The organism is Flavobacteriales bacterium (assembly GCA_016715895.1).
GTDB lineage: Bacteria > Bacteroidota > Bacteroidia > Flavobacteriales_F > PHOS-HE28 > PHOS-HE28.
On sequence record JADJXH010000003.1, the window covers coordinates 1,475,464 to 1,495,133 of the forward strand.

13 protein-coding genes are annotated in these 19,670 nt (G+C 65.7%); 8 read left to right on the plus strand and 5 right to left on the minus strand.

The window, feature by feature from the left end; translation table 11 throughout:
• Positions 1-289: 289 nt before the first annotated feature.
• Positions 290-1,273: a succinylglutamate desuccinylase/aspartoacylase family protein gene (locus tag IPM49_06565; GenBank protein ID MBK9274185.1), complete on the plus strand. Its 984-nt coding sequence runs from the start codon at positions 290-292 to the stop codon at positions 1,271-1,273.
• 6 nt (positions 1,274-1,279) lie between these two features.
• Here IPM49_06565 and IPM49_06570 read toward each other — a convergent pair whose 3' ends face one another.
• Both IPM49_06570 and IPM49_06575 read right to left on the minus strand, forming a co-directional pair.
• Positions 1,280-3,862: a S8 family peptidase gene (locus IPM49_06570; protein MBK9274186.1), complete on the minus strand. Its 2,583-nt coding sequence runs from the start codon at positions 3,860-3,862 to the stop codon at positions 1,280-1,282.
• An 11-nt stretch (positions 3,863-3,873) separates the two neighbouring features.
• Entirely contained in the window at positions 3,874-4,341 is a 468-nt protein-coding gene (locus IPM49_06575) for a type I restriction enzyme HsdR N-terminal domain-containing protein (GenBank protein MBK9274187.1), read from the minus strand.
• Positions 4,342-4,361: 20 nt separating this feature from the next.
• Between IPM49_06575 and IPM49_06580 the strand changes: the two genes are divergently transcribed.
• From IPM49_06580 to IPM49_06610, 7 genes are all read left to right on the plus strand, one after another.
• Entirely contained in the window at positions 4,362-5,135 is a 774-nt protein-coding gene (locus IPM49_06580) for an AMP nucleosidase (protein ID MBK9274188.1), read from the plus strand.
• Positions 5,132-6,151 (plus strand): DNA polymerase III subunit delta, encoded by a 1,020-nt coding sequence (holA, locus tag IPM49_06585; protein MBK9274189.1) that lies wholly within the window; start codon positions 5,132-5,134, stop codon positions 6,149-6,151. The genes IPM49_06580 and holA overlap by 4 nt, the downstream gene beginning before the upstream one ends.
• Before the next feature lie 101 nt (positions 6,152-6,252).
• A complete protein-coding gene (locus IPM49_06590) occupies positions 6,253-8,574 on the plus strand; it encodes a TonB-dependent receptor (GenBank protein MBK9274190.1) in 2,322 nt (773 codons plus the stop codon).
• A gap of 168 nt (positions 8,575-8,742) precedes the next feature.
• Positions 8,743-10,377, plus strand: coding sequence for a CTP synthase (locus tag IPM49_06595; protein ID MBK9274191.1), 1,635 nt, complete (start codon positions 8,743-8,745; stop codon positions 10,375-10,377).
• A gap of 515 nt (positions 10,378-10,892) precedes the next feature.
• A complete protein-coding gene (yidC, locus tag IPM49_06600; protein MBK9274192.1) occupies positions 10,893-12,776 on the plus strand; it encodes a membrane protein insertase YidC in 1,884 nt (627 codons plus the stop codon).
• Positions 12,777-12,786: 10 nt separating this feature from the next.
• Entirely contained in the window at positions 12,787-13,293 is a 507-nt protein-coding gene (locus IPM49_06605) for a hypothetical protein (protein ID MBK9274193.1), read from the plus strand.
• A 104-nt stretch (positions 13,294-13,397) separates the two neighbouring features.
• Positions 13,398-15,611: a S46 family peptidase gene (locus IPM49_06610; protein MBK9274194.1), complete on the plus strand. Its 2,214-nt coding sequence runs from the start codon at positions 13,398-13,400 to the stop codon at positions 15,609-15,611.
• Positions 15,612-16,028: 417 nt separating this feature from the next.
• On the opposite strand, the gene IPM49_06615 is transcribed toward IPM49_06610, so the two are convergent.
• The 3 genes from IPM49_06615 to IPM49_06625 all read right to left on the minus strand — a co-directional run bounded on the left by IPM49_06615 (position 16,029) and on the right by IPM49_06625 (position 19,588).
• Positions 16,029-16,958 (minus strand): tail fiber domain-containing protein, encoded by a 930-nt coding sequence (locus IPM49_06615; protein MBK9274195.1) that lies wholly within the window; start codon positions 16,956-16,958, stop codon positions 16,029-16,031.
• 99 nt (positions 16,959-17,057) lie between these two features.
• Positions 17,058-18,530: a hypothetical protein gene (locus IPM49_06620; GenBank protein ID MBK9274196.1), complete on the minus strand. Its 1,473-nt coding sequence runs from the start codon at positions 18,528-18,530 to the stop codon at positions 17,058-17,060.
• Positions 18,531-18,592: 62 nt separating this feature from the next.
• Positions 18,593-19,588, minus strand: coding sequence for a T9SS type A sorting domain-containing protein (locus IPM49_06625; GenBank protein ID MBK9274197.1), 996 nt, complete (start codon positions 19,586-19,588; stop codon positions 18,593-18,595).
• Between the last annotated feature and the right edge of the window lie 82 nt (positions 19,589-19,670).

The window sequence follows — 19,670 nt, forward strand, 5'->3', positions numbered from 1 at the left end:
GGTGCGACCGAAGTTCACGAAGAGGGGCAACGGGAGTCGGGAGTTCGAGTGCGTCCACTGAGTCAGGGGTCTGAGGGGACCTGACGGCAGCAGAGGACTTGACCTCACGCAGAGGGGCAGAGGGCGCAGAGGTCGCGGAAGCTGGTGGCTGGGGACTTGAGGCCGGAAGCTTGAGGCTTGAAGCTTGAGGCTTGAGGCTTGAAGCTTGAGGCTTGAAGCCTGAGGCTTGAGGCTGGTGGCCGTTGGTGCACGGGTGGAAGCATGTGGCCTGTCGCGATAAACTTGTGCGATGGGACAACGGGGCAAGGCGACGCCGGAGACCTGCACGCTGGTGCGGATCCTGGGCGAATCGGTGCGGCCGGGTGAGCGGCGCACGCTCGACCTGCAGGTGGCGCGCCTGGTGACGCGCACGCCGGTGGAGATCCCCGTGGTGGTGCAGCGCGGTCCGCAGGAGGGGCCGGTGCTGCTGCTGCTGGCGGGTGTGCACGGCGACGAGATCAACGGCATCGAGACGGTGCGGCTGGTGATGGACGAGCTGAAGGTGCGTCCGCTGGAGCGCGGCACCTTGATCGCGATCCCCATCCTGAACGTGTTCGGCTTCCTGGCCATGAAGCGGGAACTGCCGGACGGGCGCGACCTGAACCGCTTCTTCCCCGGCTCGGCGAACGGGTCGCTGGCCAGCCGGCTGGCGCATGCGTTGGTCACCGAGGTGCTGCCGGCGGTGGACGTCACCATCGACCTGCACAGCGGGGCGGACCAGCGCCACAACCATCCGCACCTGCGCTACACCGACGGCGATGAGCGGTCGCTGGCGCTGGCGCACGCGTTCGATCCGCCGCTGCTGCTGAAGGCGGCCATCCGCCCCAAGAGCATCCGCGAGCACCTCGTGAAGCAGCGTAAGGCCTACGTGCTCTTCGAGGGCGGCAAGGCGCGCAGCCTGGACGAGGACGCCGTGCGCGTAGCGCTGCGCGGCATCACGCGCGTGATGGAGCACCTCGGCCTGTGGTCAGGTCCCAGCGATCGGGCACGCGGTCCCGTGCACCTCTCACAGAGCAGGTGGGTACGCGCCCCGATGGCGGGCATCTTCCACGCCACGGCGGAGAACGGATCGCACGTGGCGCGGGGCATGGTGCTGGGCTTCATCACCGACCCCTACGGCGAGCAGGTGCGGCATGTGAAGAGCCCGATCGAGGGCTATATCCTGTGCGTGAACACGAGCCCCGTGGTGAACCATGGGGATGCGCTGATGCACATCGCCTACGACGCGCCCTGACAGCGCCTACCGCACACTGAAGCGCAACACCTGGGTGCTGCCGCCGGATCCGATCCGCACGGCGTAGAGGCCGGCTGACCAGCCCCGGACATCGAAGCGGACCGCCTGGTCCATGGTGCGCACGCCAGTGATGTGTCGGCCCGAAGCGTCGATCACCTCCACGTCCAGCGGAACGGTCGAGAACGGCAGCGTCACCCACAGCTCATCGCTGGCCGGCACCGGGCGCAGGCTGGCGGTGGCGGGCGCATCCGTGGAGCCGATGGCCGTCCAGAGGACGAAGAGGGGGGCGCTCGTGGCCGTGCAGCCTTCGGCGTCCGTGGTGCTCACGGCGTAGTTGCCAGTGACGGTGACATCGTAGGTCTGTTGGTCGGCCCCCGGGATCGGCTGACCGTCGAGCCACCACTGGTAGGCGGCCGCCGGGGAGCTCTCCAGCGTATTGCCCAGCTGGGAGATGGTGGGCGTGGCCACGGGGGGCAGCACGGAGAACACGAGCGGAGCGGAGGTGCCGAAGCATCCGGCGCTGTTGACGCCCTCCACGGTGTAGCTGCCGGCGGTGCTCTGGAAGAAGGGGGCGTTCTGCAGGCCGCTGCTCCAGGTGTAGTCCACCAGGTCGGCCGGAGCGTTCACCAGCACGCTGTCGCCGGCGCAGATGGTGGTGTCCACCGCGAAGGTCATGTCCGGGCCGGCGGCGAGCAGGGCGGCGAAAGCATCGAGCTTGCCATGGCCGTAGAGCGTGTTGGGCGTGGTGCCGGTGAAGCCGTCCGCACGGGCGGACGTGATGAGCGCCTCCTTCACATCGGCCCAGGTGGCGGTGGGGCAGCGATGGAAGAGCAGCGCCACCGTGCCGGTGACCACGGGTGAAGCGATGGAGGTGCCGCCCCCGCGGATGTGATAACCGCCCACATCGACCTTGAAGGGTTCGTTGGCGATGAGGAACTGCAACCAGGCCAGCGGGGCCGAGCTGAGCGTGATGTCACCGGTCGATGCGAGATCAGGCTTCAACCGGCCATCGCGCGTGGGGCCGTTGCTGCTGCTGGGGCTGATCTCGCCCTCGGTGCCCGGGAAGGTCTGGAAGGTGTTCGTGTAGTCCGTGTAGGCCAGCTCGTTCTGGTAGTTGGCCACGGTGATCACCTTGTCGCTGCAGGCCCAGGCGTCCACCGTGCGCATCTCCGCGTCGGGGTAGCGGTAGGTGGGATCGATCTGCCCGTTGATGGGCGTGAGGTCGAAGATGATCCGCGAGGTGCCCAGCTCATTGGCGCTCCACACATCGAAGCGGCCCTGCCCGGTGGTGCTGAAGCGCCAGCGGTATTCGGCGGAATCGGGTTCCAGCACCAGCACGTCCATGCGGTATTGCCCGCCGCGCAGCTCGGCGAAGTACTCCACGGTGCCCAGGCGATGGCCCAGGTCCGAGTACAGGGTATCGGCCACCACCTGACCGAGCATGTCCTGCACGCCATGCCAGGGGCCCTGGGCCCGGCGCAGGCTGTAGCCGGTGTTCCATTGATCGGCGCCGAGCGCGAAGCGCACATCACGGAGGTCCGCCGTATCGGCCCACAGCTCGAAGTAGGCGGCGGGCGCACTGAATCCGCTGGTGTAGTTGGTGAGGAAAAGGGTGTGCGCAGTGTCCGCCGTCACCGGGTAACCAAGGTGGTAGTTGGGCAGGGTGCGGCTGTTGCCGGCGGCGCAGACCATGGCCCGGCCGGGTGCGGCGTCGAGCAGGTCGTCCACGATCAGCGAAGCGGCGTCGAGGCCGTCATGGCTGCCGAAGTAGGTGCCCAGGCTGGCGTTGATCACAGCGGGCCGGCCGAGGGCGGCGGCGTGGTCGAAGATGTACCGGACGGCGTCGGCGACCGCGGCCCGCCAGTTGGGGCGGCTGAAATCGCTGCTGACGATGATGAGGTCCGCATCGGGGGCGACGCCCTTGTGACGGCCGTTGGCGCGCCCGTTGCCGGTAGCGGTACCGGCCACCGTGGTACCATGGCCATAGAAGAAGAACTGGTCCTCCGCCGGGCATTGCCCCGCGTTGATCGCCGCGCTGTCGTACGCCTGGCCGTAGCCGTACGGCTGTGGCGCCAGCGCGAGGGAGTCGTTCAGCGTCTGGTCCCAGTAGTGCAGCACCCGGGTGTGGCCCAGGCTGTCCAGGAAGTCGGGGTGCAGCAGGTCGAGGCCGCTGTCGATGATGCCGATGATGGAGCCTGCTCCGGTGTAGCCCTGCAGCAGCGGTGGCAGGCCGGCGTGCACCTCGTTCACCCGGTTCTTCACGCGCATGCTGTCGTTCAGGGTGTATCCGCGATCGAGGCTGAACTCGATGCCGTTCAGGGCTTCATGCCCGGCCAGCGCGCGCACGCGGTCCACCGGCACGGTGACGCTGAGCACCTCGCGGGTGCCGGCCTTCACACGGCCGCCCACTTCGAGCACGGCGACGGCAAGGGTCGCTGCATCACCGCGCAGCAGCAGGTCCACCTCGGCCCCGGGTCGATGGGGCTGCCGCAGGTGATGTTCCAGCTGAAGACCGAAGGGCTGTGGACGCTGGGCGGACGCCGGGGTGGCGAGGGCCGTGGCGAGGAGCAGGACGAACGGAACGCGCATGATGCGCAAAGCTACACCGGCCGCAGGGCCAGCATGGCCGCATGATCGGGCAACGCGGGCAGGAAACGAACAGCCCCTGTTGATCGGTCGATGTGGCAGGCGTAGTGGGTGCGGCCATTGGTGACCAGCAGCACGGGCACCTGGAAGACGCTGTTGTAGCGGGCGGCCTGGTCGAAGGTGGCCTGGCGGATGGGCACGGTCGGCGCCTTGCACTCCACCACGGCCAGCGGGGCGCCGTCCGGGGCGTGCACCACGATGTCGGCGCGCCGGGGCATGCCGTTGAGCACCAGCCCGCGTTCCACGGTGATGAGGCCGGCGGGGCAGCCCAGGTCGTGGATGAGGTGGTTGAGGAAGTGCTGGCGCACCCATTCCTCGGGCGTGAGGGCCACCCACAGGCGGCGCACCGGGTCGAAGACCTGGGGACCCTGCGGGCCTTGTTTAGTTTTGACGCCGTGGTCCGGCAGATCGAGCCCGATCATCTTCACCTGACCCGACAAAAGTGCGCACCAAGCAGGAGATCGTCGAGAACTGGCTGCCCCGCTACACCGGCGTGGAGCTGACGGAGTTCAGGCCGTACGTGCTGCTCACCAACTTCAACAACTACCTGGACATCTTCTGCCGGCAGACGGGGGCCGAGCTGCGCGGGCAGGGCCGTCCCATGCAGGTGGCCGTGGCGGAGGACATGGTGATGATCAACTTCGGCATGGGCAGCCCCACGGCGGCCACGGTGATGGACCTGCTGACGGCGATCAGCCCCAAGGCGGTGCTGTTCCTGGGCAAGTGCGGGGGCCTGAAGCGCAAGAACGAACTGGGCGACCTGATCCTGCCGATCGCGGCGATCCGCGGGGAGGGCACCAGCAACGACTACATGCCGCCCGAGGTGCCGGCGCTGCCGAGCTTCATGATCCACCGCGCGGTGAGCGGCGTGATCCGCGACATGGACCTCGACTACTGGAGCGGCACGGTGTACACCACCAACCGCAGGGTGTGGGAGCATGACGAGGCCTTCAAGGAGCGCCTGCGCGTGGACCGCTGCATGGCGATCGACATGGAGACGGCCACGGTCTTCATCACGGGCTTCGCGAACGGCATCCCCACCGGGGCGCTGCTGCTGGTGAGCGACCAGCCGATGGTGCCCGAAGGCGTGAAGACCAGCAGCAGCGATGCCAAGGTCACCGCCGGCTTCGCCGAGACGCACGTGAAGGTGGGCGTGATGAGCCTGCGCGACATCATCAACGAGGGCCGATCGGTGAAACACCTGCGCTTCGAATGAGCGTGCTGGACGGCTTCAAGAAGGTGATGGCCGAGGTGCGCGCGGGCACCTTCCGCCCGGTGTACCTGCTGCACGGCGAGGAGCCCTTCTTCATCGACCGGGTGGCCGGGGAGATCGAACGCTCGGCCGTGGAGGAGCACGCCCGCGACTTCGACCTGTCCGTGCTCTACGCCCGCGACTGCGATGCGGACCAGGTGAAGGACACCTGCCTGCGCTACCCCATGATGGGCGAACGCCAGCTGGTGGTGCTGCGCGAGGCGCAGGGCTGGCGCATCGACATGCTGGAGAAGCTGGAGCCCTATGTGCTGAAGCCCACGCCCACCACCGTGCTGGTGATCTGCTACAAGAACAAGAAGGTGGACGGCCGCAAGAGCTTCGTGAAGAGCGTGGCCAAGCACGGCGTGGTGTTCACCAGCGACCGACTGAAGGACGAGCAGCTGCCCGATTGGGTGCAGCGCTACGTGACGCACCACAAACGCCGCATCGCGCCCCGCGAGGCCCAGCTGCTGGCCGACCACCTGGGCGCCGACCTGGGCAAGGTGACGATGGAGGTGGAGAAGCTGTGCCTGGTGACCGAGGAGGGCGGCAGCATCACGGCGGACATCGTGCAGCGCTACGTGGGCATCAGCAAGGACCACAACATCTTCGAGCTGCAGAAGGCCATCGGGGCCCGCGACCGGGTGAAAGCCCTGGCCATCGCGCGGTATTACGGGCAGGACACCAAGGGCCATCCGCTGCCGGTGACAGTGGCCAGCCTGCACGGCTACTTCACGAAGCTGGTGCTGATGCACACCCTGGGCGAGCGGCCGGCCAAGGAACTGGCCGAGTTGGCCAAGGTGCCGCCGTTCTTCCTGAACGAATACCGCGCCGCGGCCCGCAACTACAGCCTGGAGCACCTGGTGCGGGCCCAGCACCTGCTGCGCAGCTGCGACCTGGCGAGCAAGGGCCTTGGCGGTGGTGGCGCCGACGAGGGCGAGCTGCTCACCGAGCTGCTGGCCCGGGTGATCGACCGCTGAACGAACCGTTCCTCAAGCCGGCGCCACCGTCCACCCCCGCCCCCATTGGCGACCCGGCGATCCCGTTACCTTCGCCACCCTTCCCGCAAAGGGCATCGCGCATGATCCGTCGCCTCTCGTGGCTCCTGGTGGCCACCCTCCTCCCCGCCTCCCTCCTGCTCGCCCAGAACACCAGCACCATCCGGGGCTTCGTGTACGACCAGGACAACGGTGAGCCGGTGATCTTCACCAACGTGATGCTCAAGGGCAAGAGCCTGGGCGCCGCCACGGACGTCAACGGCTACTTCTCCATCAGCCGCATCCCGGCGGGCGACTACACCCTGATGGTGACCTCGCTGGGCTACGACACGCTCACCAAGGCCGTGAGCCTGGCCGCCGGGCAGATCATCACCGAGAAGCTCTTCGTGGTGAAGACCAAGGTGGAGTTGAAGACCTTCACCGTGACGGCCGAGAAGACCGAGGCTCAGACCCAGGTGCGCATGAGCGTCACCAAGCTGGACCCCAAGCAGATCGACCGCATCCCGGCCATCGGCGGCGAGGCCGACCTGGCGCAATACCTGCAGGTGGTGCCGGGGGTCATCTTCACCGGCGACCAGGGCGGCCAGCTCTACGTGCGCGGCGGTTCCCCCATCATGAACAAGGTGATGCTGGACGGCATGGTGCTGTACAACCCCTTCCACAGCATCGGCCTGTTCAGCGTGTTCGACAACGACATCATTCGCAACGCGGACATCTACACGGCGGGCTTCAACGCCGAGCACGGCGGGCGGGTGAGCAGCGTGATGGACGTCACCACCCGGGATGGCAACAAGACGCGCCTGGCGGGCAAGGTGGGTGCGAGCACCTTCGCCGGCAAGCTGATGCTGGAGGGTCCGATGAAGAAGCAGAGCAAGCCCGGATCGGGGTCCAGCTCCTTCCTGCTGAACGCACGCCACAGCTACCTGGACCAGAGCAGCAAGGCCCTTTACACCTTCGTGGACAGTGCGGGCCTGCCCTTCACCTTCACGGACCTGTACGGCAAGGTGAGCTTCAACGGCGCCAACGGAAGCAAGTTCAACCTGTTCGGCTTCAACTTCCGCGACGGGGTGAAGTACCGGCAGGTGAGCGACCTGACGTGGAACAACTGGGGCGCGGGCACCAACTTCGTGCTGGTGCCGGCGGGCAGTGCGGTGCTGATCGACGGCGTGTTCAGCTTCAGCAACTACCACATCGAGATGAAGGAAGGCGCCCTGCCCGCGCGCAGCAGCGAGATCAGCGGCTTCAACGGCGGCCTCAACTTCAAGTACTTCATCCGCGACGACGAGATCAAGTACGGCATCGAGCTGCTGGGCTTCCGCACGGACTTCAGCTTCTTCAACAGCAGCGGCCTCAACATCGTGCAGACCCAGAACACGAGCGAGCTGGCGGCCTACGTGAACTACAAGAAGAAGGTGGGCAAGTTCATCATCGACCCGGGGCTGCGCGTGCAGTACTACGCCTCGTTGAGCGTGATCAACCTGGAGCCGCGCATGGGCCTGAAGTGGAACATCACCGACGACCTGCGCTTCAAGGCCGCCGCCGGCCGCTACAGCCAGAACCTGGTGGCCGCCAACAGCGACCGCGACGTGGTGAACCTGTTCTACGGCTTCCTCAGCAGCCCGGAGAACCTGTCGGACACCTTCACCGAGGAGGACGGCAGCACGCGCGAGATCAAGGACCCGCTGCAGCGCGCCAACCACTACGTGGCCGGTTTCGAGGTCGACATCACCCCCGAGCTCACCGCCAACATCGAAGGCTACCTGAAGGACTTCCGGCAGGTGACCAACCTGAACCGCGACAAGGTGTTCGAGGACAGCCCCGACTTCGCCGACAAGCCGGACGAGCTGAAGAAGGACTTCGTGGTGGAGACCGGCAAGGCGTACGGTGGCGACATCCTGCTGAAGTACGAGCACGAGAAGCTGTACCTGTGGGCGGTGTACAGCCTCACCTACGTGGACCGCTGGACCGGCCGCTACTCCTACAACCCCATCTGGGACCGCCGCCACAACGTGAACCTGGTGGCGAGCTACACCTTCGGGCGGCATGATGCCTGGAAGGTCAACGCCCGCTGGAACTACGGCAGCGGCTTCCCCTTCACGCAGACACAGGGCTACATCGAGGGCAACCCCTTCGGCAGCGGCATCGGCACGGACTACACCTTGAGCAACGGCGAGCTGGTGCTGCTCTACGGCCCGCTGAACCAGGGTCGCCTGCCGGACTACCACCGCCTGGACCTGGGGGTGACCAAGACCTGGCGCCTCAGCGACCGCAGCGCCATCGAGCTGGACCTGAGCGTGACCAACGCGTACGACAGGGACAACATCTTCTACTACGACCGGGTGCGTGCCCGCCGGGTGGATCAGTTGCCCGTCCTCCCGAGCGCCGGGTTGAGCTGGAGCTTTTAGGAGGAGATCAGCCGCGAACCACAGGCCACCAGCCACAGGCCGCGAGCCACAAGCTGGAGGCTAGAGGCTGGAAGCCCGTTCCTGACGTCGGATAGCCGACCTGCGCCGACGCCGACTACCTTTACACCCCGTGATCGCCGATCCATCATCGGTGCGGTCCACAAGGCGATGACGGGTTCCACCAAGTACATCTTCGTCACCGGCGGGGTGACCAGCAGCCTCGGCAAAGGCATCATCAGCGCCAGCCTGGCCAAGCTGCTGCAGGCGCGCGGCTTCACGGTCACCATCCAGAAGCTGGACCCTTATATCAATGTCGACCCCGGCACCCTGAACCCCTACGAGCATGGCGAGTGCTTCGTGACGGAGGATGGCGCCGAGACGGACCTGGACCTCGGTCACTACGAGCGTTTCCTCGATGTGCCCACCACCAAGGCCAACAACGTCACCACGGGGCGCATCTACCAGAACGTCATCAACAAGGAACGGCAGGGCGAATACCTGGGCAAGACGGTGCAGGTGATCCCGCACATCACCGACGAGATCAAGCGCCACATCCAGGCCCTGGGCCGCCGCGGCATCTACGACTTCGTGATCACGGAGGTGGGCGGCACGGTGGGCGACATCGAGAGCCTTCCTTACGTGGAGGCCATCCGCCAGCTGAAGTGGGAGAAGGGCCGCGACTGCCTGGTGGTGCACCTCACCCTGCTGCCCTTCCTGCACACCACCGGCGAGCTGAAGACCAAGCCCACCCAGCACAGCGTGAAGGAGCTGCTGAGCCTGGGCGTGCAGCCGGACGTGCTGGTGTGCCGCACCGAGCACCCCATGCACAAGGGGATGAAGGACAAGATCGCCCTGTTCTGCAACGTGGACGCGCAGGCCGTGATCGAGAGCCGCGATGCCGACACCATCTACGATGTGCCGCTGCTGATGCTGGAGGAGAAGCTGGACGAAGTGGTGCTGCAGCGCCTTGGCGTCACCACCTATCCGGACGCCGACCTCACGGCCTGGAAGGACTTCCTGCGGCGCTACAAGGAGCCCAAGGGCGAGGTGCACATCGGCCTGGTGGGCAAGTACGTGGAGCTGAAGGACGCCTACAAGAGCATCAAGGAGGCCTTGGAGCACGCCGGCGCCGAGAGCGAGACCAAGGTGCACATCAAGTGGGTGCACAGCGAGAAGCTCACGGCGAAGAACGTGGTGAAGCAGCTCGGCGGCCTCAGCGGGATCCTGGTGGCGCCCGGCTTCGGCAACCGCGGCATCGAAGGCAAGATCGAAGCGATCAGGTACGCCCGCGAGAACCGGGTGCCCTTCCTCGGCATCTGCCTGGGCATGCAATGCGCGGTGATCGAGTTCGCCCGCCATGTGCTGGGCCACGCGGACGCCAACAGCACCGAGATGAACGCGGAGACCACGCACCCGGTGATCGCCATGATGGAGGAGCAGAAGGCCATCGTGAACAAGGGCGGCACCATGCGTCTGGGCGCCTACCCCTGCGCCATCACCGACGGATCGCTGGCCGCACGCATCTACCGGAAGAAGCAGGTGAGCGAACGCCACCGCCACCGCTACGAGTTCAACAACGCCTACCTGGACGCCTACCGCGACGCCGGCATGCTGGCCACCGGCATGAACCCACAAGGCAAGCTGGTGGAGATCGTGGAGCTGAAGGACCATCCCTGGTTCGTGGGTGTGCAGTTCCACCCCGAGTACCGCAGCACGGTGGCCAAGCCGCACCCGCTCTTCGTGGCCTTCGTGCAGGCCGCGGTGAAGGAACGGGCCCAGGTGGCGCAGCGGGCGGAAGCCTAGCGGGTGCGCATGTGCCCATGTGCTCATGTGAGCATGTGGCCATGTGACCAAGCGAACCGAGCGTGGGCCTAGCGGGTGGAGCACATGGGCACGACCTGTCCCGCCCTAGCGGGATGGCGCGCAGGTCTTGCGGGTGGGCCACATGAGCACATGACGCGCAGGCTTGCGGGCGGAGCACATGGGCACATGAGCACGACCTGTCCCGCCCTAGCGGGATGGTGTGCGAGCTTGCGGGTGGACCAACTGGGCACATGACGCGCAGGCCTTGCAGGTGGACCACATGGGCACATGGTGTGCGAGCTTGCGGGTGGACCACATGGGCACATGGGCACATGGCGGGCAGGTCTTGCGGGTGGACACATGTCCACATGGGCACATGACGCACAGGCTTGCGGGTGGACCACATGAGCACATGGACACATGGCGGACCGGTCCGGGCGCGTGCGGAATGACCATCCCCCCGTCCGGCTATCTTTGCCGCCCCGCGAACGGCGCCTTTTCCGCCAGCCGCCCCCATGGACCGCAATTCGATCATCGGCTTCGCCCTCATCGCCGCCATCCTCATCGGCTACACGGTGTGGACGGCCCCCAGCAGCGAGGAGCTGGCCCGCGCCCAACGCGAGCAGGACAGCCTGGCGCAGCTTGAACTGGAAAAGAAGGCCGCCGAGGCCGAACAAGCCGCGATCGTGGAGCCCGTGGTGCCCCCGGTGGACGCCTTGCTGGCCGCCGTGCCCGACAGCCTGCGCGACAGCGTGAACGTGGACAGCCTTCGGGACCTGGCCTTGGTGCAGCGCTACGGCATCTTCCACCCCGCGGTGAGCGGCCCCACCGAGCAGGTGCTGATCGAGAACGACAAGCTGCAGATCGGCATCAACACCCACGGCGGCCGTCCGGAGGTGATCCGCCTGAAGGACTACCGCACCTACACAGGACAACCGCTGCTGCTACAGGACCCCGACACCGGCAGCTACGCCTACCGCTTCTTCCTGGGCAACCTGGACCTGAGCACCGCCGACCTTCACTTCACCCCGCGGCAGCTGGGGCCGGGCGCCGTGCAACTCAAGGCCGCCACCACCGATCCCGCCAAGTACCTGCTGCTCACCTACAGCCTGGACAGCAGTGGCCACTTCCTGCACACCGACCTCAAGCTGGTGGGCCTGGAGCAGGAGGTGGATCCCGCGAGCCTCTTCTTCCAGTGGGACCTTTACGGCCAGCCGCACGAGAAGCACCTGCCCTCCGAGCGGCAGAAGAGCAGCATCTACTACAAGTACTTCAACGACGACCGCGACTACCTGAGCGAGACCGAGGAGGAGGACGCCGCCACGCTGCAGGGGCGCACCAACTGGGTGGCCTTCAAGCAGGACTTCTTCACCGTGGCGATGGTGAGCGACAAGGGCTTCAGCGGCAGCGGCTCGGAGATCGCCGTGGCGTGGAACGAGACCGATACCGCGTACAACAAGCGCTACCACGCCAAGCTCTACTTCGACCACCCGCGCGCCGCCACCGTGGAGCTGCCCATGCGCCTGTACCTGGGGCCCAACCACTACAACACCCTGCGGCGCACGGGCATCGAGCAGTTCGACCGCATCATCGACCTGGGCTGGGGCATCTTCGGCTGGATGAACCGCTGGCTGGTGATCCCCATCTTCAACTTCCTGGACCGCTTCGAGCTCAGCTACGGCATCATCATCCTGGTGCTCACCATCGCGATCAAGCTGCTGCTGATGCCGCTCACCTGGAAGAACTTCGTCTCCAGCGCCCGCATGCGCGCCCTGAAGCCGGAGATGGACGCCATCAACGCCAAGCACAAGGACGCCGACCCGCTGAAGAAGCAGCAGGCCGTGATGGACCTGTACCGCAAGGCCGGCGTGAATCCCGCGAGCGGCTGCGTGCCCATGCTGATCCAGCTGCCCATCCTGTACGCCATGTTCCGCTTCTTCCCCAGCAGCATCGAGCTGCGGCAGGAGGCCTTCCTGTGGGCGGACGACCTGAGCAGCTACGACAGCATCCTCAACCTGCCCTTCACCATCCCGTTCTACGGCGACCACGTGAGCCTCTTCACCCTGCTGATGGCCGCCAGCACCATCGTGTACTCGCTGATCAACCAGCAGCAGATGCCGCAGCAGCAGGGCATGCCCAGCATGAAGCTCATGATCTGGATGTTCCCCATCATGATGCTCTTCTTCATGAACAGCTTCAGCGCGGGGCTGAGCTACTACTACCTGCTGGCCAACCTCATCAGCATCCTGCAGATGACGGTGATGAAGAACTGGTTCGTGGACGAGGCCAAGATCCGCGCGCAGCTGGTGCAGAACATGAAGACGCCGCGCAAGAAGAGCAAGTGGCAGCAGCGGCTGGACGAGCTGCAGAAGCAACAGCAGCAGGCCCGCCGCCGCTGATCCCGTGCCCATGCGCCGTGCCCTGCTGATCGCCGTACCCCTGCTCGGGCTGCTGGCCGCCTGCAACGGGCAACGCCCCGCCACCGGCCACGGGGTCGCCACCCCGCGCGACGCCCGCTTCGGCAGCGCCACGGACAGCCTCTTCTTCAGCCTGGAGCGCACGCCCTGCCTGGGCACCTGCCCGGCCTACCGCATCCGGGTGTACGCCACGGGCCGCGCCACATACGAGGGCATCAGCCACGTGGAGCGCAAGGGCCCGCACCAGGTCACGCTGGACCGGCAGGTGCTGGAGACCCTGCTACGCGAGGCCGAGGCCATCGGCTTCTTCGACCTGCAGGACAGCTACGACCGGCCGGTGACCGACATCCCCAGCACGCGCCTGCGGATGGTGAGCGGCACGCGCGACAAGGCCATCCTGGCCCGCACCGGGGTGCCCCCCGCGTTGAAGGCCTTCGCACTGAAGGCCGACAGCCTGCTGCTGCCCGCCGACTGGCGCCCCGTGCCCGCCGCGCAGTGATGCCGTCACGTCCCGCGCCGTTGGTCACTTCAACCGTCCGTCCCCGCCCGGCGATCCTGCTACATTTGGGCCCCTTTCAGCGCTTTAGAACCCCTTCCCCGATGATGAAGAAACTCCTGTCCCTGCTGGCGGCCGCCTTGTTCACCGCCGGTCTGAGCACCGCCCACGAGGGCATGTGGCTGCTCAACAAGCTTAAACAGATCAACGAGGCCGAAATGCAGAAGCTCGGCTTCAAGCTGTCGGCCGACGACATCTACGCCATCAACCGCAGCGGCCTGAAGGACGCCGTGGTGCGGCTGGGTGGCGGCTTCTGCAGCGGCGAGATGGTGAGCGCCGAGGGCCTTTTCCTCACCAACCACCACTGCGGCTACGACGCGGTGCAGGGCCTCAGCAGCGTGGAGCACGACTACCTCACGGACGGCTTCTGGGCCATGACCCGCAAGGACGAGCTGCCCGCCGGCTTCAACGTGAGCTTCCTGCAGCGCATCGATGATGTGTCCGCCACGATGCTCGCCGAGCTGAACGACGGCATGAGCGAGGGCGACCGCCAGGCCAAGATCGCCGAGGTGGGCCAGCGCCTGGAGAAGGAGGCCGCCGACGCCTCCAAGGGCATCAGCGCCAGCCTGAAGACCATGTTCGAGGGCAACGAGTTCTACCTCTTCGTGTACAAGACCTACCGCGACGTGCGCCTGGTGGGCGTGCCCCCCAGCGCCATCGGCAAGTTCGGCGGCGACACCGACAACTGGATGTGGCCGCGCCACACCGGCGACTTCTGCATGTTCCGCGTGTACACCGGCCCCGATGGCGAACCGGCCGACCCCGGCGAGGCCAACATCCCCTTCAAGCCCGCGCACCACTTCCCGGTGAGCCTCAACGGCGTGAAGGAGGGCGACTTCGCCATGGTGATGGGCTATCCGGGCAGCACCGACCGCTTCCTGAGCAGCCACGGCGTGAAGCTGGCCCTCGACGTGGAGCAGCCCAGCCGGGTGAAGGTGCGCCGCGTGAAGCTGGACATCTACGAGAAGCACCAGGCCGCCGACAACGCCGTGCGCATCAAGTACGCCAGCAAGCACGCCCAGGTGAGCAACTACTGGAAGTACTTCATCGGCCAGCAGCGCGGCCTGAAGCGCCTGAAGGTGTATGACAAGAAGAAGGCCCAGGAGGATGAACTGATGGCCTGGGTGAACGCCTCGCCGGACCGCAAGGCCAAATACGGAGAGATCGTGAGCCTGCTGGACAAGGGCTACAGCGAGCGCGCCAAGGTGGAGAAGGCCAGCACCTACATGCAGGAGGCGGCCTTCGGCAGCGAGGTGGTGATCTTCGGCTTCCGCAGCTTCGGCCTGCTGAACCAGCTGCGCACCGATGCGAAGGACGCCGAGAAGGTGGCCGCCGCCGTGGCCCGCGTGCAGGCCTCGGCCGAGGACTTCTGGAAGGACTACGACCCCGCCACGGACCAGGAGGTCACCGCGGCGATGTTCAAGCTGATCCACGACGATGTGGACCCCGCGCTGCATCCCAGCGTGATGAAGACCATCCAAACGAAGTACAAGGGCGACTTCGACGCGTGGGCCAAGGCGCTGTTCAGCACCAGCATCCTCACCGACCGCAAGCGCCTCGATGCCTTCCTGGCGAAGCCCACGCTGAAGGTGATGGAGAAGGACCTGGGCATCCAGGCCATGGAGAGCTGCCTCACGCACTTCCGCGGCGTGATCGGCCCCATGAGCGATGCGCCGCAGACCGACATCGACAAGGGCTACCGCCTGATGGTGGCCGCCCTGCGCGAGAAGGACCCCGCCCGCAGCTGGTACCCCAACGCCAACAGCACCATGCGCCTCACCTACGGCACGGTGGGCAGCTACGTGCCGATGGACGGTGCCTTCTACAGCCATGTCACCACCGCCAAGGGCATCCTGGAAAAGGAGGACCCCACGAACGATGAGTTCATCGTGCCGGCGCGCCAGAAGGAGCTGCTCCTGAAGAAGGACTACGGCCGCTACGCCGACGCGAACGGCGAGCTGATCACCTGCTTCATCAGCAACAACGACATCACGGGCGGCAACAGCGGCAGCCCGGTGCTGAACGCCTATGGCGAGCTCATCGGCATCGCCTTCGACGGCAACTGGGAGGCCATGAGCGGCGACATCGCCTTCGAGCCCGAGCTGCAGCGCACCATCAGCGTGGACATCCGCTACGTGCTGTGGACCATCGACAAGTTCGCCGGGGCCGGCCACCTGGTGAACGAGATGACGCTGGTGCAGGGCCCCAAGGAGGAGCCCAAGGCGGAGGTGGCGCCCGCGCCCGCTCCGGTGAAGAACTGAGGACGGCAAAGAACATGGTGCGAGGGTGTGGGGATCTCCCGCACCCTCGCGCTCGTTCTGAGGTCAACCGCATCTCCCCTCCCAACACGTCTTCGCGAAGCGGGCTCTGCCGCTGAAGCGATCTCCCCTCCCAACACGTCTTCGCGAGGCGGGCTTTGGCGCCGAAGCGATCTCCCCTCCCCCAGCACGTCATCGCGAGGCGGGCTTTGGCGCCGAAGCGATCTCCCCTGAAAAGACCGGATCACGGGCCAGGGAGATCGCCACGCATCCCTCCGGGCTGCTCGCGACGACGGCAAGGGAAGGCGATCGCTGCTCATGAGGGGGCTTGGTGGCATGTGACCATACGACCTTGGGCTCTAACGCCAAGGGCCGCCCCACGTAACGCGAAGCGGCCCTCGGCACAGATCCAGCACCACGTTACCGCCCCACCTTCATCGCCTTCTTCACCACGAAGCTGTCGTTGAGGTACAGCGTCACATGGTAGGTGCCGGGCGCCAGATCGGTGGTGCTCCAGTCGTGGGTGTAGGCGCCCGCCTCCCGCACGGCCTCCTCCAGCACCTCCAGCCTCTTGCCGCCGGCGTCGCTCAGTTCCAGGCGCGTGCGGCCGGGGGTGGCCACCGTATAGCGCAACTGCGTATGGTCCGCCACGGGGTTGGGGACGATGAACAGGTCGGTGCGCAGGGCCTCGCCTGCCCCTGCGTTCGCATCGCCGAAGCCTTGGCGAAGGCGTGCCCCTGGGCTCATGGAGCGCTGGTCGGTGCCGCCGTCGACCGCACAGCACGCCGCCAGGTCCTGCTGCATGGCCGTTATTTGTGCCTGTTGCTCGTGGATGGCCCCGATCAGCAGAGGAATAAGCTTGACATAGTCCACGCCCATCACCGGAAAGGCCGCGCTGACCTGGTTGCCCAAGGTGTCGTACTGCGCGGGATACACGGCGGTCGCCACCGCCTCTGGGATCACCTGCTGAACCTCCTGCGCGAGCAGTCCGATCTGTGGGTCGGGGCTCAGCTCCATCATCGGATAGTCCGCCGTGAGGAACTGATAGGACTTCGGAGCCAACTGAAGGACCCGTGACAAGCCGTCGGTGAGATCAGTGATGTTCGTCTTAAAGTTCTGGTCCGAGATCACGATCGTGCCATTGACCAAGTGAATGTTCCCTTGCACCCAGACATCATCTTCGAACCAGCCCGCCCAATTGGTCGTGCCCCCTGCGGCGGACGCGCGTATCCCGTAGTTCGTCGTGGCTTGCGTGGCCCGCGCCCTAACGCCATAGTTCTCCGCGGGGCCCGGTGACTCGGCGAAGAACCAACCTCCGTAGTTCTGGCGAGCGAAGGAGGCCTGTCCCATGACCCCCACATTGTTCAGCAGGCCTGGATCATTGAGCCCGGAGGCAAAGCCCCGGACGCCGAGGTTGTTGGTGGCGAGCGAGCCGGCCGTGAACGCGGCTTAGCCTTCCACGCCGGTGTTGAACAGGGTGATCCCACCCCGGATGTCCGCCTGACCGTACACGCCCCGGTTGCCCTGCGAACCGCCGGCCTGTGCCACGGACAATTGGGCCACGCTCTTCACACCATAGTTCTGGTTCTCGGCATCCTCGCTCAAGAAGTTGCCCCCGATGCGCGTGGTGCTCACCGATCCGGTGCCCGTGGTCACCTGCACGTCCAGCCCTTGGGAGGTGACGGCGCCACCCTGCACGCAGCTGCGGATGCCGAAGATCGCGTTGTTCGCGTCGGGCGTATCATCCACCACATGCAGTTTGGCCGTCGGCGTCGGCGTCCCGATCCCCACGTTCTCCGCATCATCCGGGCAGTCGGGGTCCGCAACCCCCGCAGCGGTCCACACATGGTTGGGAGCGGGGTTGCTGCCCATGCGCCACTCACAATCCGCAGCCGAGGTCACCGAACTGAGATCCCGCCAATGCAAGCGACCATCCGCATCGGTCACCACCAAACGGGTGAGGCTGTTGTTCTGGTAGTTGGACACCAACGCACGAATGCGGATGGTGCGATCCAGGACCTCCAGCCGCTCGCTGGGCTGCGTGGCGCTGTTCACGTAGTCGCCCACGCCCACGAAGCCCTGCACCGGGTCGTTGGCGTTGGCGCGATAGGGCCGCAGGCGCAGGAGCTCTAGGCCGTTCACCGTGCCTGCCGAGCCGCCGGCACCCAGGGCACCCACAAAGCGGAAGGTGGCATGGTCCCAGGCATGGGCATCGCCGGCAGGAAGCGCATTGTCGCCCCACACGAAGCCGAACGCGCTGTTGTCATCCTGCTCGGCACCGGTGCCCGCCGCGCCCTGGTCGTATAACTGCCCCACATAGGCCAGGTCGCTGTTGCCCGTAAGCGTGACGCCGTTGCGGAACTGCGGCCGGTAGCCGAAGGTGGCCGGTGCCGCACCCTGTGTGGGATGCACCAGATGCACGCGGGACCACGGGGCATTGGGCCCCAGACCCGATTGGGCCAAGTCCTCACCAATGGCCACGAAGGCCTGTCGGTTCAGGGTGTAGCTGTTCAGGAGTGCGCCGGCCGCGCCGTTGAAGTGGACCACCACTCCATCGTTCTCGGAATTGCGGAGCCACAGGTTGCCATCGGGCTGGCGGGCCTGCACCACGAACGCCGTGCTGGGATTGGTGTGCCAGAGCCGCCCGATCTCCAGCGCGCCCCGTACCATGCTCCAGTTCTGGTTGTTCCCATTGCCCACATCGGTGCGGAAAGTGGCGAGGGATGTACCGACGAACGCATCGTTCACCGGCAGTTGATCGCCGCGGACGCGGAGGGTGGCGCTGAGGCCAGCAGCGGTGCCTACGGTGAGGTTCACGGGCAGGACACCGAGACCACCCGGAACAAGAGCATCCGGCGCCAGAAACGATTGCCCAAATCCATTGGTGGTCAGGTGATCCGCATCCTGCGCCACGACCACCATGGCAGTAAAGAAAGCCGCAAGACTCGTCAACGAGCGAATTCGCGTTCTCATGATCCAAGCGTTTAGGGTGAAACATGAATGACAGCAAGGGGAGGCAAGCTCCCTTGCGTTGTGATCAATTGAAGGACATAAACGCCGCCGGGCAGGTGCTGGGTGTTGATCGTGAACTCCCCAGCATCGGGTGCCGGCAGCCCGTGCACCACTTCCCGGCCTGCCATATCGCGCAGGGAATAGTGCAGGGGTCGTTGCGCACCTTCTCGAATGCGCACCCGGAGCACATCCGCGCACGGCACAGGGTAGGCCATCAGCGCCTCCCTACCCACCTCCCCAACGCCCGCTTCTTGGGTGCAATAGGACAAGGTGAAGGATGCACGCACATCGTCGATGAAGGCATAGGACGCCTCAAACGTCCCAAAACCGGTCGAATCCAAGATGGTCACTCCGCTGAGCGAATCGGCGAAGAAGTTACCCACCACTAGGTAGGTGTAAGCTGAATCAGGTGTGTATGTGCCCGACACCGCATACCATTGCGAGGTATCGGTGGGCACTTCATCCAAGAACAGTGCGGCGCTGTTGGGGTAGAGGTAGCTCTGCCAGTCGGTGGGCAGTTGGGTGAAGAACTTCAGTCCCACTCCTTTGCTCGTTCTGAAGCTCGAATTTCCGCTCCAACTCCCAAAGCCCCCCACCGCCATCTTGAATGATAGGCAGACCGGAACACCTGGCTGCAGCGGTTCGGTCAATTCGATGCCCACCATCTCCCGGTACCAATCCAATCCTGGGAAGGCCGTCGCCATGCCCACATAAGCGTCTCCATCCGCCGGATACTGGTACCCGAACTGGCTGTAGGGCACGTCCACAACGCCACCAGAATTACATGCATTGAAGTAATCGGCTGATTGGGTATGCAGGTTCATCCAACCCGTGGCGTACATGGCATACCCAACCCCTGGCCCTGCGCAGGTATCGCGTTCTTCAAAGGAGCCATTCGGCACCAAATTCTGCGCCCCACCGGAGACACAAAGGACATACGCTGCAATGATCGACCACGAACGCTTCATGCGTCACAAGCTATGGCTGTCTCTGTCGGATCTGTCCTCGGCTCAGCGGGAATAGTTTTCAACCGAACGCATCGTACCGATG